A 14,796-nucleotide genomic window follows, 5' to 3' on the forward strand; every position below is an offset into this window, starting at 1 on the left:
AATTTAGAGCTATAGCTTTGTTAAGCAACACTTCGGCCGCTTGCATAGCCACTTTTTTATTAAATACCGCATCGATCTGCTTTCAAACGCATGCAAAATACCTTTTAGCCATTACTCCGCCGTGAAGACGTAGTCCTTACCGCTTCGCGTTTCAAAATCTACCAAATAAGTATCAGGCAAAGCAATCCCTTTCAATGTTGCTTTATCTGATAATAAAGGTTTTTTAATCGCATTCACTTTATAAAAAGGATTGCTATTTTCAGCAACGGCTTCCGTCATATCGACGTTGCCTTTTAGCACCAATTCTTTCGGCAAGCGTAGTCTGCAATTCCCACCTAGCGTCGAATGAATCTTGACATCGGTAACAGCGCCATCCTGCCAAGCCAGGTCAATGATAAAACCGCCACGTGCCTTTAATCCTGTCACTTTGCCATTCGGAAGTGCATCAGGCAGTGCAGGCAAGAGGTAGATGTTACCGTCATAGGACTGCAGCAACATCTCCGCAATTCCAGCTGTACAACCAAAATTACCGTCGATCTGAAACGGTGGATGCGCATCCAACAGGTTCGGATAGGTTCCGCCGCCTTGCCCTATTTCCCCTTCCGGCGGACTTAACTGATCTTGGATTAATTTGTAGCTTCTATTGCCATCTAATAACCGGGCCCACCAATTCACCTTCCAGCCCATCGACCACCCGGTAGACTTATCACCACGATAGGTCAACGAGTTCAGCGCAGCCTCAGTGAGTTCAGGATTGCGGAAAGGCGATATCTGCCCCGCGGGATATAGCCCGTAGAGATGCGAAATATGGCGGTGCTTATCGTTTTTCCGGTCAAGATCTTCCAGCCATTCCTGCAATTGCGTATGTTGACCGATTTGCATAGGCGCCAATTGCGCTAACGATTGACGTACACTATCGCGTAATTGATCATCCAGCGTAAGCGTTTCTGCTGCTTGGAGGAAATTATGGAATACATCAAAGATCAGTTGATTGTCCATCGTAGTCCCTCCAGAAACACCCACGCCGCCATCCATGTACGTATTTTCCGGCGAAATAGAGGGGCTCAGAATAAGGTATTGCCCAGACCGATCCTTATGCAGCACGTCTAAGTAATACAGCGCTTTTCCCTTCAGTACGGGGTAGTATTTCGATAGGAAGTCGCGGTCACCATTATAAAGGTAATGCTGCCAAATATGCTGGCTCAACCAAGCACCACCCATCGGCCACATCCCATAAAAACCACCATCAACAACTCCCGTGATCCGCCATAGATCGGTATTATGGTGCATCACCCAGCCTCGCGCGCCATACATCGCTTCAGCACTCTCCTTCCCCGTTACAGTCAAATCTTCCAACATGGAAAACAACGGTTCGTGTGTTTCACTCAGGTTGGTTACTTCTGCCGGCCAGTAATTCATTTCCGTATTGATGTTTACGGTATACTTGCTATCCCACGGCGGATTGAGCTTGTGGTTCCATATGCCTTGCAAATTGGCAGGCTGCCCGCCCGGTTGTGACGAGCTGATCAGCAGGTAGCGTCCAAATTGAAAATACAGCGCTACCAACTGGGGGTCGGCCGCGGTCGCAAATTCCTGAATACGCCGGTCCGTCGTTTTCAGCGCCTGCGCCGAAGTGCCCAAATTTAACGTTACGCGGCCAAACTGCTGCTTGTAAAGCTTTACGTGCGCGGCCAGCGCCTTTTCGTATCTCCGCTTTGCTGCCTTATCCAACCATGTCTGCATCTTTCCCGAAGCATCTCCGCTCAGGTCATTGTATTTTTTAAAATTTGTCGCGATAGAGACATACAGTGTCACCGCATTGGCTTCCCTTATCTCTAGGGCATCATCCGTTACCCGTAGTTTCCCGCCATCAAGAACTGGCCGAACCGCCCCCTCAAACTGTACCTTCCCGATTTTCCGGTCGAAAGATCCAGAATTGCCAGAAAGCACGAGATCGTCTTCGCGTGTCACCACGCGGTACTCTTTATGCGGACTATTCAGCGAGACCTTAAAAGACAGACTTTTTGGTTTTGATGCCGTTAATCGTATCACGACCACATCATCCTCAAACGACGTAAACATCTCCCTGCTATAGCTTATGCCGCCCACATTATATGTCGTTCTAGCCACCGCATTTTCTATATCCAGCTCGCGGTAATAATCTTTAGCTTGATCGTGCCCAGCAAAATCTAGAAAAAGACTGCCGAAGGTTTGATAGGGCATCCCGTAATCCAAATCTTTTGGTGCCGCTCTAGGGAATGCTTCATTTGATAGCGCTTGCGCTTCACGGGCTTTCCCTGCGGCAAGCAAATCGCGAATTTCCTGAATTGCCCCACGCTTTCCTTTCGGCACGTTATTCCCTGGCTCGCCCGCCCAAATCGTTTCTTCATTCAACTGAATTTCCTCCCGCGCAGTACCTCCAAAAACCATGGCTCCCAGTCGCCCATTTCCTAAAGGCAACGCTGCATTCCAATCCGCCGCAGGGCTATCATAAAACAGTTTAAATTTATCTTGCGCGGCCACTGTAAGCTGCAATAGCAGCGTAGCCGTTATAATTAGTAGCAGTCGTATTCTTCTGTCGCTCATATTGGTTAACTTTTTTCAATTTTTTTTATTCTCTTTACATCGACGTATAACATGTAAAGAAAATAGAACTAAAATTATACGTTTTATTTCTTTTAAAAACAAATGAACTCCTGTATAACTGTATTTTTTACATTACAATTGATCAAATCCGAATAGCATGCTCCCCTTGCGTATTCCTTCGCCTAGCACAGATATAGGATTTACGGGCTTGTTACATTCGTTATCTATCCAGCAGCAGGCTAGTCATAATAAATGGTGCAACGGCTTTCGGATCATTATCACGGATCGGTTCACTAATGTAATAGGCAAAGCTGCCATCCCGGTAGTTCTTGTCACCCCCGAGGCCTGCTACTGCACAACAGTCCGTGATGGAGAGCGTGCCGTCCTGTTCCTTCCTAACAAAGCGATTGACGTATTGTGTATAGGCTTCGTCTGCCTTTTTTAAATACGCAGCGTCCAAATATCCCTTCTTTGCACCTTTTGCCCAAGTGTAGATAAACATAATAGATCCTGTAGATTCCAGGTAATTTCCTTCTTTGCCCAGCGCATCAGTCACCTGATACCACATACCTGTTTCCGGATCCCGAAACTGCTCTACGCTACTGGCTAGTTGCTGTAAAAGGTTAATGATTTTAGGCCTTGCGGCGTGTTCTTCAGGGAGGTAGTCTAGCACATCCACGATAGCCATCATATACCAACCGATGCTTCTCGACCAAAAATTAGGCGAAAGGCCTGTTGTTTTATCTGCCCATCGTTGCTCGCGACTCTCGTCCCAGCCGTGATAATACAGTCCGGTTTTTGGGTCATGCATATGCTTGCGAACATCGAGCAACTGCAAGGCCACATCATCAAATAAAGCATCGTCGCCCATTTCGGCAGCATACTGCGCTAAAAAAGGTCCTGCCATGTAAAGACCATCCAACCATACCTGGTGCGGGTAAACCTTCTTGTGCCAAAAGCTGCCTCCGGCCGTCCGTGGATGGGTACGCATCTGCTCGCGTTGCAAAGCCAAGGCCTTCTCAAAGCGGGCTTCCTTGGTTCTGGCCAATATGGGGAAAAGTATTTTCCCTGTATTGACTCGGTCGATGTTGTACTCCTCAGGCCGATAGGTGCGAATTGTCCCATCATCAAAGACCATGGTATCTACATAGGGATACACATAGTTATAATAACGGTCATCGCCCACCCGTTCTCCCACCTGCAAAAGTGCCTGCATAAGCAATCCATGGCAATAGTTCCATTTCAGTTGCTTGGAAAAATCGATCATCCAGGCTTCCGGATTTCGTTTCATTTCTGAATTGGCCATGGCGATGGCATGCTGCTGGCCGACGGCTTTGCCCAATAACAAACAGCAAGTCATAAAGAGCTTTATTCTTAGTATATACTTCATTTCTCTAGCGTATTAGAAACTTCTACGTTTATTGGTAACCTGGGTTTTGTACAAATTGATCTTTATTGGATATAGCGTCCAATTGCTCCTGTGGAATCGGCCGCAACAGGTGAAAATCCTTTACAATAGGTGCTACGTCTGGATTGTATCGGCTAATGCGGCTCAATAGGGTGTTGGTACGCTTAAGATCAAACCAGCGAATCTGTTCGCCAGCAAACTCCCGCGCACGTTCATCTAGGATAAAATCCAGTGTCATCTGCGCTGGCGTCACCTGCATCTCCGCAGCACGGCCTGTTTTTGCCGCGCGTGTGCGCACGATATTGACGAAGTAGGCTGCCGAATCAACATTCCCTAGCTTTAGTTGTGCTTCTGCGGCATTGAGATAAACCTCCGCTAATCTAATCACAAAAACATCACGCGAGCTCTGCGCTTCGTCAGCCGAATTTCGCGTATTGTCTAAATATTTAGTCAAGGTGGGGTAGCGTAATTGATCCCGCACGGTGCCATTCGCGTTGTAGATATAATTTCTATCATAGACCTTGTAGGGTCTGCCCTGTGCCGGCACGGTACGGCGTGTGGCAAACACGGCAGTATCTCCAGCCACAAGCGATCCACTTGGATTGTTCACGTAGAACACTTCTTTAAACGATCCTTCATAACGGCTATCCGCATCGCTGTAAAGGTCTAGCAGAAAACGCGTCGGCATATAGCGATTAAATGGCCGACCATTAACCAAATCGCGCCGCATACCCGTTTCCGTATCATACTTCATAATATACAGCAAATGCCCGCTATTGCTCCCGCGGTTATGCCCGAGTGGGTTTAAAATAGGATCGCTCTTATCGTTTAGAGCGAAATCGGATGAATAATTCACAGCGTAGACCACTTCTGTATTCTTTTGGTTGGCCATAGACCACAAGCTCGCATAGTTGCTCACTAATGCAAAGCCGAAGCTTCCATTAATGACAGAGGTTGCATAATTACTTGCTGCCCGATCATTGCCACGAGCGAGGTAAACGCGCGACAAAAATGCACGGGCGGCTGGTGCTGTCACCCGACCGTAGTTCGCCGTGGTATTTGGTAGATTCGCTACCGCGTATAGCAGATCTTCTTCAATCAAGCTGTAAAAATTTTCTACGGGCGTTTTGATTGCTTCTGTAATGATACCCGATGTTTCTTCTGTACTGAGGTGAACAGCACCCCAAGTTTCTACGATATGCCAGTTGTAAAAGGCACGCAGAAAGCGAAGCTCCGCCAGTCGCATGTTCTTCATGTCCTCTTCAAAACCGGCATCGTCAATACGGCCAATACCAGCATTACAGACGTTGACGGCTGCGTAAAGCGCTTTCCATTCCGCCAATATAGCCGGGTTATTACCTTGTAGATTTACATAGCGTGTTAATGCCGGATGTGCATCTCCGGCACCACTCATCCAGAGGTCGGTACCCATTTCAGCCATACTAAAGCCTTCCTCCTTGCCATACCACCACCGTTGATACGAGTAGGCCGCATTCACCAAGGTTTCAAATCCCTCTGGTGTATTGTAAACCGTTTCTGAAGTAATTCCGCTAGGGTTATATTCATCCAGCAAACTGGAACAACTACCACATGTAAAAACTGCAATAGCGCTGCAAAATAAGTTTATGATCGTTTTTTTCATTGTTTCCGTTAATTAAAATCCAACATTTACCCCAAATACAAAAAGCTTGGTCATCGGAAAATTTTCCGACCCACCACGTTCCGGATCGTACTCCTTTAGCATACTAGACCGCGTCCAGGTGAACGGATTCCGTGCTGTACCATAGATCCGCAGCGAGCGTAGGTACTTTGATTTCAAATTGTCTCCCTGGAATGTGTACCCCAAGGATATATTTCTGATCCGCGCAAAACTACCATCGACATAGCCTAATGAGCTTGAGAATAGCATGCTACCTAACGACATTCCTGAATTTGGTCGCGGGTAGTCATTGCTCGGATTTTCCGGCGTCCAATAATCTATGGTGGCCGTGCTTTGTCCTAAGCCTTGCGGATCATACCGCCTTAAAAAGTCAGGACGCAACATTTGCCCCCAACGCACAAATACATAGACATTTAAGTCAAATCCCTTGTAGGTAAAGTTATTGTCCCAGCCTGCCAACCAGTTTGGACGCGGATTACCGATGACTCGCCTATCGTTTGTCGCATCGATCTGCCCGTCGCCGTTTATGTCGCGCACCCGAATATCGCCTGGCTTCTGTCCGAAACGGGCTGCTTCCTCTTCCTGACCTAGTTGCCAAATGCCTAGTTTCTCATAATCATAGAATACCTGTGTAGGTTCGCCAATAAACCAACCATTACCGATGTCATCATCTGCCGTTACCAACTCTACGATTTCCTCCCGATTGCTAGTAAAGGAAATTGCCGAGTTCCAGCCAAAGGCTGTATTTTTCAATACCTGCGCGTTCAACGCCACCTCTACACCCCGGTTACGTGTCTTACCCACATTCTGAATTACGGATGTCACACCAGTGGTCGGCGGCAATCCACGATTAAGCAGCAGGTCCGTCGTACGCGAATCATACACATCTATCGATCCATTCAACCGGTTGCCTAAAAAGCCAAAGTCAAGCGCCAAGTTGGAAGTAGCGGTAATCTCCCAGCCTAAAAAGGGGTTTCCGATTTGTGGAGAAAACGTGTAACCCGTTGCAGGTACATCGTCGTAAGCGAAAGCGACACGCGTCAGGCTGTTTTGCGTATCATAGGGATTCACAGCCGAGTTTCCAGCCTTACCATAAGTAGCCCGTAGCTTAAGCTCGGAGAATACCTGCTGGTTTTTCATAAAATCCTCATCTACAATACGCCAAGCAGCAGCTATAGATGGGAAGAATGCCCACTGATGGCCTTTCGCTAAAATAGAGGAGCCATCCCAACGGCCTGTGGCGGTTAAAAGGTACTTTCCTTTGAAACTATAGTTTAATCGACCGGCAAAGGACAGCAAGTTGTTCATGACGTAGTTTGTGTTTGTCGCCAAGTTTCGGCGCGCGTTGCCTAGCGCGTAAAAAAGCTGACCGTCTAACAGCAGGTCTTGCCCTGATGCATTGATGTTGTCCGAGCGATTGAGCAAAAAGCTATTAACGCCAGATAGCGTGAAATTATGATCGCCTAGCTCCTTTTGGTAAGTCAATACATTCTCCCAGTTGATCAGATAGCTGTTATCCGCGTCGTAGGTCGCCTGCGAAAAGCCGCCGTTCCGATCTATGGTGTATGATCCGGCGTAAACGCCATCCCTGGAATTGCTCAGCGTGATGCCTATGTTGGATCTTGCCGTGAAGCCTTTTAAACCGGTCAATTCCAAGTATGCATTGGTTAATACACGCGTTCTGTTGGTTTGTGCAGCGTAGGCATTGGGTTCTAGATCAGCCAAAGGCGAAATAGCAGATCCATTAAGCGGATACAAGATCAGGTTTCCCGCATCATCACGCAAACGTCCTAGCGGATTGATCTTATTGGCCTGATTGAGCGGATCCCTGCGTTGTTCGATCTCATAACGCGTTACATTAGCTTGCATACCCGCTTTAAAGTAGCTTCCTAGTTTTTGGTCTATATTCAGGCGTGCACCGAAACGATCTGTTGCATCGCGTTCGAAAATTCCAGTTTCTTTTAAATAGTCCCCACTGAAATATACCGTTGTATTTTCGTTCCCACCGCTCACGCTAACTTGATAGTTCTGCTGGGTACCGTTCTTTGTAAGCAAATCGAAATAATCAATGTACTCGTTGTTGCGAATCGCCGCAAGTTCTGCATCATTAAAGACAATATTATCGTCAGCCTCTGAGTTCCACCTGCCCGTTGCACGGTAGGCTTCACGACGCAAACTGACCCATTGGTTGAGATCCATTACTGAAGGATAGCGATCCACCTGGTTTAGACCAGCATAGGCATTAAAATCAATGCGCGCTTTGCCTGTAGCACCACGCTTGGTCGTGATAATGATAACACCATTGGCACCGCGTGAACCATAAATAGCGGTAGAAGATGCATCTTTCAGAATCTCCATTGATTGTATATCATTCGGGTTAATATCCTGAATATTGCTATACTGCACACCGTCCACTATAAATAAGGGCCCGTTTTGTGCCGTGATGGAACGATTTCCGCGCACCGCAATGTTCACACCTGCAGAAGCTGATCCATTGCTTCGCGTAATATCAACACCGGGTACCTTTCCCTGTACAGATTCAATAATATTGGCCGAGGGCACCTTAGCGATTTCGTCGCCTTTTACAGATACCACAGAACCAGTGAGGTCGCGTTTTTTCACTGTTCCATAACCCACGACCACCACTTGGTCTAGTTCAGATTGCGCTGCACGCATAAGGATCGTTACAACTTGTCCTTGTTGAAAGGCGACCTCCTCATCGCCATAACCAACGAGCGACGCTCGAATGCGTCCGGTTTGCTCGCTCACGCGTAAAGAAAACTCCCCTACTTGGTTGGTCGATGTGGATGTTGCTGCGCCCCCCCTCAGCAGTGAGACGGTAACACTGGCTAAGGGTTTTCTCCCGTCTGCATCAAGCACCACACCGTTAACAGTGCTGCCCGTTTGTCCCCGGCTTTGCAAAAAAATGGTCAGTGCGAGAATCGTCAAAATGATCTTATGTCTCATAGATTTATTGTGTTTACAATGGTTGTTTATTATGTGTTGGTTTATACGCTCGTCCTTACACGCTGCTATGTCTCCATAACAGGGCGTCTAAAATTACAATTGGTGCCTTTCCTAGCTTTTCATCTATTGTTTAGGCCATTTAGCTTTAGCAAAAATATTGTTACACGGCAGTCAGTAGGTTCAAAAATTGACATTATAGGTTCAAAATTTCATCTAAATACCGCTTGAAGGCGTTTTTTAAGCAGTTATGTGTCAAGTACTGGTTTATTTTATCTTCTTTATGGTTTTGCGATTACGCAGACGCTGGGAGCCATGCTAACTATTTATTTGCACCACAAAGATGGGATTGTACTGTCGGACTACGGAGCATGAAATTGCTAAAACTCCTTCAAATAGGATATTTTTTGCTATGCAAATTTTGATGTACTACCGCGCTTGTGAGCGAGCAGGCGAGTACGTTGGTAGAACAATTATAAACGAACAATCGCAAATTGCCTATAAACTTCTAATCAATACATACTACACTTTCTTCGCTTTGCTTAGTGTTCGGTTTTAAACCGAGGTAATAAAAAATGGAATATTATTTCTTACCAATTATGAAACGATAAGGCATAAACATTCGGCATTACAAAGCCAAAAAAGGCGTCCTAAGTTCATAAAATCAGTGGGGCTTGTATCCAAATTTAATTTAATTTTCATTTGTTTCTAATATGCTGTAATTTTGTATAAATGAGCACAATAAAGGATATATCCGAGATCTTTCCTAAACATTTATTTTGGGATGTCAATCCGAAGAATTTAGATATTCAGGATGACAAGGATTTTATTATCCCGAGGGCGCTAATTGCTACAACTGCGGAAACATTTGCTGAGGATATCCAACCCTTGGAACAGCTTTATAGCAAAACGCAAATTGTTAAAGAATTGCAAAAAACAAAAGAACGTATTAGTAATGAGGTATGTAAACTTGTTGCTCGTCGATACCATGTTCGGCAATTTTTGCGTTACCAGTAATGTCTGCTATTTCTCCAGGTCTAATAAATACTATTCGTGAATTACAATCTTTTGAAAGTTTTAAGGGGTCTGCTTTAGGTGGAGGTACTAACTTAGCTATTCGATATAACCATAGGATATCTACCGACATTGATTTCTTTTTCCCACATATTATCGGAAAAGCAGGTTATGAAAGAATCAAAGACGAGGTTGAGAATTTTTATGGCGCACGTGTATTTGGATCCCAATTTCCATGCGATATAGATGACCAGTATATCTTTCTTCGTTTTTTTATTATATGCGATGGAGAAACGATTAAGGTAGAAGTTCTTCAAAATATGAAAATGCTCGATAGCCTCGAAGATATAGATGGTATCAAACTCGTTTCTGAACTGGATATTGCATTATTTAAGATGATGTCAGCCGCAAACCGTGCCACTCAAAAAGATATTTATGATCTTGACCTCCTATCTGAAAAATTCTCATTGATACACCTTTTAAGCAGCTCGAGAGAAAACGCTTTTTATTTTCAGCAGAGCAACATCGTGCCATTTTTGATCTCGATGGAGAAACCAGTCCATTAGATCAACCTCTAACTTTATTGAGGTTTGACGAGGGTGGTGTAAAAGGTAGTAAATCAATTCCTCACCATTCACAAAACAGAGTTGACATTATAAAAGATCAAAGAAGTTGGCCTGTTGCTCGATCAAGCTGGCGAAAAAAGGTTCGAGCTCTTTTCGCTCAATTAGATACAACATTCCCGGATCCCTCTTCTTCGAATGTGGAAGAGTAGATCTCTATCAAATCATCCATTATCAAGAGAGGACGTACTAGCCGTATAATCTGTTATAGTTACCTTAGCCCCCAAAGAGCTCATTTCAGCCCATCCCACGCCATGCTTATCCCTGAACCTCCATCGGATCGAACCCTGGCTCTTGCGTCGGTTCGAATCTAAGTAAACCATAAACAACAAAAGCAGCTAAAAAAGCTTCTTTTGTTTGGCGGAGCGTTCAGGATTGGTTCAGCCCCGCAAACCCCATCCTTATCCCTGAACCTCCAGTGGATCGAACCCCGGCCCTTGCTTCGGTTCGAATCCAAGTAGACCATAAACAACAAAAGCAGCTAAAAAAGCTGCTTCTTTTTGGCGGAGCGTTCAGGATTGGTTCAGCCCCGCAAACCCCATCCTTATCCCTGAACCTCCAGTGGATCGAACCCCGGCCCTTGCTTCGGTTCGAATCCAAGTAGACCATAAACAACAAAAGCAGCTAAAAAAGCTGCTTTTGTTTGGCGGAGAGTGAGGGATTCGAACCCCCGGACCTGTGACAGTCAACAGTTTTCAAGACTGCCGCATTCGACCACTCTGCCAACTCTCCGCGACAAAAGTACGAATTTTATCAATCTTGCAAAATTTTATTTCAAAATTGTACCGGATAATGCGGTGTCATTCCGTAAACACTCTGATTGTTAACTCAATATAAACAGTATATTTTGACGGGTATTTAGATATGAGGGTTATTATTACCACAGATTCTGCATAACAGAGATTAGAATGCGATTTGAAGTTCAAGTTTGAACGATTTACAATACTTATTTTGACGTTCGATGTTCCCGAAACAATCAGTTTTGTTAATAACATAGTTATCAAAAGTTAGATCGCCTTTCGTCTCCAAATCCTCCCAATAAACGTTTAAAATATGTGTTTGGCATGCAATACGTTACTTCGATTTTACAAAAAAAGTAACACTTTAATTTTGCAAAACAACAGTTATTACATACTTTTGTTCCACTGAAAAGGATGCGCCAATAGCTCAGCAGGATAGAGCAACGGTTTTCTAAACCGTCGGTCAGGGGTTCGAATCCCTTTTGGCGTACTTAAAATCCCCTTTATTGAACGATAAAGGGGATTTTTATGTTTGGTAAGCTGGTGGCGTCTACAAATTGAAATAACATTTTCCCTCACCTTCGCGGCCGATTTCACGCATAGATCATACAGGACTAACGTAAACTGACTCCGAAAGCCAAAAGTTTGGATTAAGTTTATGCAAATCGCCGTTTCGTCAAAACGGCATATAACAAAAATAGAGGCCTTTTGGACCTCTATTTTTTGGGTAAGTAATGGGGCTCGAACCCACGACCCCTAGAACCACAATCTAGTGCTTAAAACACAATAAGAGCTAATAATCAGAACATTACACCCTCTAAATTGTTCGTGAGACAGAAAATGCGACAAATGCATACTTACGAGATCTCCATATCATTCACAGATTTAACCAAAAGAAGCTTCATATCTATCACTATCAACGGCACTCGCTACAGAGAATACAACGGTAACCGTATCAACGTTAATATTAAACCCAACAAAGCAAAAACCGTTAAGGAGCGGTCAACGCTTCTTAAAAATTTAGAGTACGAATTCAGAAAACGTCTTGAGGACGGCAGCTATCAACGCCTGATTTCAACACCACAAGATCAGCTGGAAAATACAGAGACTTTAATGTTAAAAGCACTTAATCAAAAGCTATCGAACAAATTGAATCCACATTACGCAAAGGCACTGGAGAGAAATTGCCATCAGTTCTTAAACTTCTTAACAGCAAAAGAAATTCAGTCTGACATCAATCATTTAAATGTTAACAGAATACAATCTTACCTAGATGCTTACAAAACAAGCCACAACAACTATATGGCGAAGAGACGCGAGTTAGGATCATTGCTTGGTTATCTAAAGGGTAAAGGATACTTAAGAAACGACCTACTAAAGCAAACTGATCGTTTGAAGGTAAAGGCATCTCTACACAAGATATATTCTCAACACCAGTTAAAAAGCGTCCTAAAACATATAAAGGAACGAAACGAGAACCTATATCTTTGCTGCTTGCTTAGCTATGGTTGCTTGCTACGCCCACATATGGAAATCAGAAACCTTACAGCGAGACACTTCAAAGCGGACTGTACTGAAATACACCTCTCAGGTGAAGAAAATAAAAGTGGGCGAGTCAGGGTTGTACTCATACCAAAATATGTACGTAAGGCAATCTATCATCGCGTAAAGAATCTAGCGAAAAATGAAAATCTCTTTTCCAACCAAACGCAGCCATACAATGAATATTATTTTAAGACCGCATGGTCACGGTTATACAAAGAGATGCTTGCATTAGACATTCTTGAAGAAAAGCAGACAATCTACTCTTTTAGGCATACTGCAGCTGTCAACGTCTATAAGAAATCTAAAGATCTGCATCTCCTTAAACAACTACTCGGACATTCTGACATGATCGTGACCCTGAAATACCTTCGAGGTCTTGGAGTCACCAACGTCGAAGAACTCAAAAACGTGATGCCTGAGTTGTAAAACAAACTACAGAGACAGTCTAATCAGGCTGTCTCTTTTTTGTATTAAAGCACCTAGTACCACCTATATCAATTGGGCTTCTCGTAGTTTTTACCGAACTTTCGGGCAGAAATTAGCAAAACACGAAGACACAATATATCCATGTATAAGCATAGATTTTATTTTGTACTACAACATACCATGATCAACAGCATATTCATAGGAAAATCCCGCCAAAAACACTTAAAGATCGATAAACAGATACTTGCTAGGTACTATCCAAGCCTACAATTTGAAACTGTCGACAATCTGATAACTTATCTGGACTATGAAGATAGTGTTTCTAAAAAAAAATATGAATACCACAAATTTGATCTTATCGAGGAAGACGTGCTACGTAAGTTAGATACGTTATTTTACATGGTATTTTTAAAAACACAGTTTGAGTATGAGAATGATTTTCTATTTGGAATGAGATCTATCGTACCCAAAAATGACTTTGATTACAATGAGAAGTCGATTTTAGAAAGTAAAATCTTCTTTATTCAGCACGCCAAAGAATTCCATGTTCGCTTATTGGAACTATTTTTATGGAGAAACTCCGATTTGAGTAACGTATCTATGACTTTGATTAAAAACAATAGTTCAGATCTAAAAATGCCAAAGCTCAAAATCGCTCGTTTTGCATTAGAAAAACGGATTATAGATAATGAGATATACATACACTTAACGGAGTATCTAAATAGTCCATATGCTAATGCTCAATACTTTCTAGGAAAAATTGACGAAATAAAGCCGGAAGATATAGAACATCACTTAACACAATTGGAAGCTATGCTTGATACTACAAATTCATTGTTAGCAGATTTTAAACAAAAATCAATTGAGGAGAACAATCGCAAAAAGAAGGTTAAAAGCGATACGCGAGCATTTAATATTTATCGAGGTCGAAGCGCTAAACTTGCCTTTCAAAGGCATGTATATGATTTTGTTAAGGAATATTTTGAAGGCGAGGGATTGAAGTTTGAGAATAGCACGAGAAAATCCGCAACTAACGCGAGGTACGGCAAACTTTTCACCTATCAGATGCTTGCCCAATTGGGATTCATAGATTCTAAAGTAATTAATCGCCACAAGACAATAGCGACAAGAGAAAGCTATATAGCTAATTTATGATCTTGTGCGTGATAAATAATTTAAAAAAATATGCGATTCTGTATCAAATCGTAGCTCACCTTCCATACCCCTTCAAGTGAGGTATAATCTTTACGCGCAATGAAATCAGACATATATTTGTTGCATAAATAACAAAGTTCTCCGCGGGAACGTCGTCTAATGTGAATAATTTAAAACAACAAATTTATGCTAAAGTACAACGAATTAAAAAAACAAGCCTTAGGCTCAACAATCGTAAAAACGGTTTTCGGTACACAAGATTTCCTAGCAATTATAGATGGTAAAAAATTTACAGAACAGCTTATAAGCTGTATCCCATATGATCAGGATAAAGTTGCACTATGCCTAGATCAGATGACTAAAGGACTAAAACTTCACATCTCGATAATGTCAAATTTAGACAGAAAGAAAAATATTAATTACTTCCATGTCAGCATAAGGTCTGAAAACGGTAGTCGTGGTTACAAACTGCCGGACATCGAGGGGATTTCCAAATTGATTGACATATATATCGAAGGCAAACATAAAATAGATCTCAATCTAGAGGATGTGTACAATGCTGTCATAGATTGATAAATACTAATCATTAATCGTCGTTCAGAGGAGGCGCCCCTCTGAACTAAATTCAAGTATAATTAAATATTTTTTAACACAGACTAGGTGAATAAAACACCT

The 14,796-nt window shown here is 43.2% G+C and carries 9 protein-coding genes and 3 tRNA genes; 6 read left to right on the plus strand and 6 right to left on the minus strand.

All coding sequences use genetic code 11. The features are described 5' to 3' along the window. Window positions 1-111: 111 nt before the first annotated feature. The 4 genes from DI53_RS00850 to DI53_RS00865 form a co-directional block, all read right to left on the minus strand. Window positions 112-2,586, minus strand: coding sequence for a glycosyl hydrolase family 95 catalytic domain-containing protein (locus DI53_RS00850; protein ID WP_037494301.1), 2,475 nt, complete (start codon window positions 2,584-2,586; stop codon window positions 112-114). A gap of 220 nt (window positions 2,587-2,806) precedes the next feature. After that, a complete protein-coding gene (locus DI53_RS00855) occupies window positions 2,807-3,976 on the minus strand; it encodes a glycoside hydrolase family 88/105 protein (RefSeq protein ID WP_037494304.1) in 1,170 nt (389 codons plus the stop codon). A gap of 28 nt (window positions 3,977-4,004) precedes the next feature. Continuing rightward, complete coding sequence (locus tag DI53_RS00860; protein WP_037494307.1) at window positions 4,005-5,636, minus strand: RagB/SusD family nutrient uptake outer membrane protein; 1,632 nt, start codon at window positions 5,634-5,636, stop codon at window positions 4,005-4,007. 12 nt (window positions 5,637-5,648) lie between these two features. Beyond that, window positions 5,649-8,621, minus strand: coding sequence for a SusC/RagA family TonB-linked outer membrane protein (locus DI53_RS00865; protein WP_037494308.1), 2,973 nt, complete (start codon window positions 8,619-8,621; stop codon window positions 5,649-5,651). Between the two features lie 729 nt (window positions 8,622-9,350). Here DI53_RS00865 and DI53_RS00875 point away from each other — a divergent pair. Next, entirely contained in the window at window positions 9,351-9,635 is a 285-nt protein-coding gene (locus DI53_RS00875) for a DUF6922 domain-containing protein (RefSeq protein WP_037494313.1), read from the plus strand. Next, on the plus strand, window positions 9,635-10,198 hold the full coding sequence (locus DI53_RS00880; RefSeq protein WP_037494315.1) for a nucleotidyl transferase AbiEii/AbiGii toxin family protein: 564 nt from the start codon (window positions 9,635-9,637) through the stop codon (window positions 10,196-10,198). Before DI53_RS00875 ends, DI53_RS00880 begins: the two co-directional genes overlap by 1 nt. Window positions 10,199-10,899: 701 nt before the next feature. Here DI53_RS00880 and DI53_RS00885 read toward each other — a convergent pair. After that, window positions 10,900-10,987 (minus strand) — tRNA-Ser (locus tag DI53_RS00885). Window positions 10,988-11,411: 424 nt separating this feature from the next. On the opposite strand from DI53_RS00885, the gene DI53_RS00890 reads away from it, so the two are divergent. After that, a tRNA-Arg gene (locus DI53_RS00890) sits at window positions 11,412-11,485 on the plus strand. Between the two features lie 234 nt (window positions 11,486-11,719). Here the strand turns inward: DI53_RS00890 and DI53_RS00895 are convergent. Then, window positions 11,720-11,798, minus strand: a tRNA-His gene (locus DI53_RS00895). Window positions 11,799-11,844: 46 nt separating this feature from the next. Here DI53_RS00895 and DI53_RS19805 point away from each other — a divergent pair. From DI53_RS19805 to DI53_RS00910, 3 genes are all read left to right on the plus strand, one after another. Then, window positions 11,845-12,966 (plus strand): tyrosine-type recombinase/integrase, encoded by a 1,122-nt coding sequence (locus DI53_RS19805; RefSeq protein WP_157836741.1) that lies wholly within the window; start codon window positions 11,845-11,847, stop codon window positions 12,964-12,966. Between the two features lie 180 nt (window positions 12,967-13,146). After that, window positions 13,147-14,121, plus strand: a complete 975-nt coding sequence (locus DI53_RS00905) for a hypothetical protein (protein WP_037494317.1) — start codon at window positions 13,147-13,149, stop codon at window positions 14,119-14,121. A gap of 186 nt (window positions 14,122-14,307) precedes the next feature. Then, window positions 14,308-14,694, plus strand: a complete 387-nt coding sequence (locus DI53_RS00910) for a hypothetical protein (RefSeq protein ID WP_037494318.1) — start codon at window positions 14,308-14,310, stop codon at window positions 14,692-14,694. Window positions 14,695-14,796: the final 102 nt, after the last annotated feature.

Source organism: Sphingobacterium deserti (assembly GCF_000757725.1).
Lineage (GTDB): Bacteria > Bacteroidota > Bacteroidia > Sphingobacteriales > Sphingobacteriaceae > Sphingobacterium > Sphingobacterium deserti.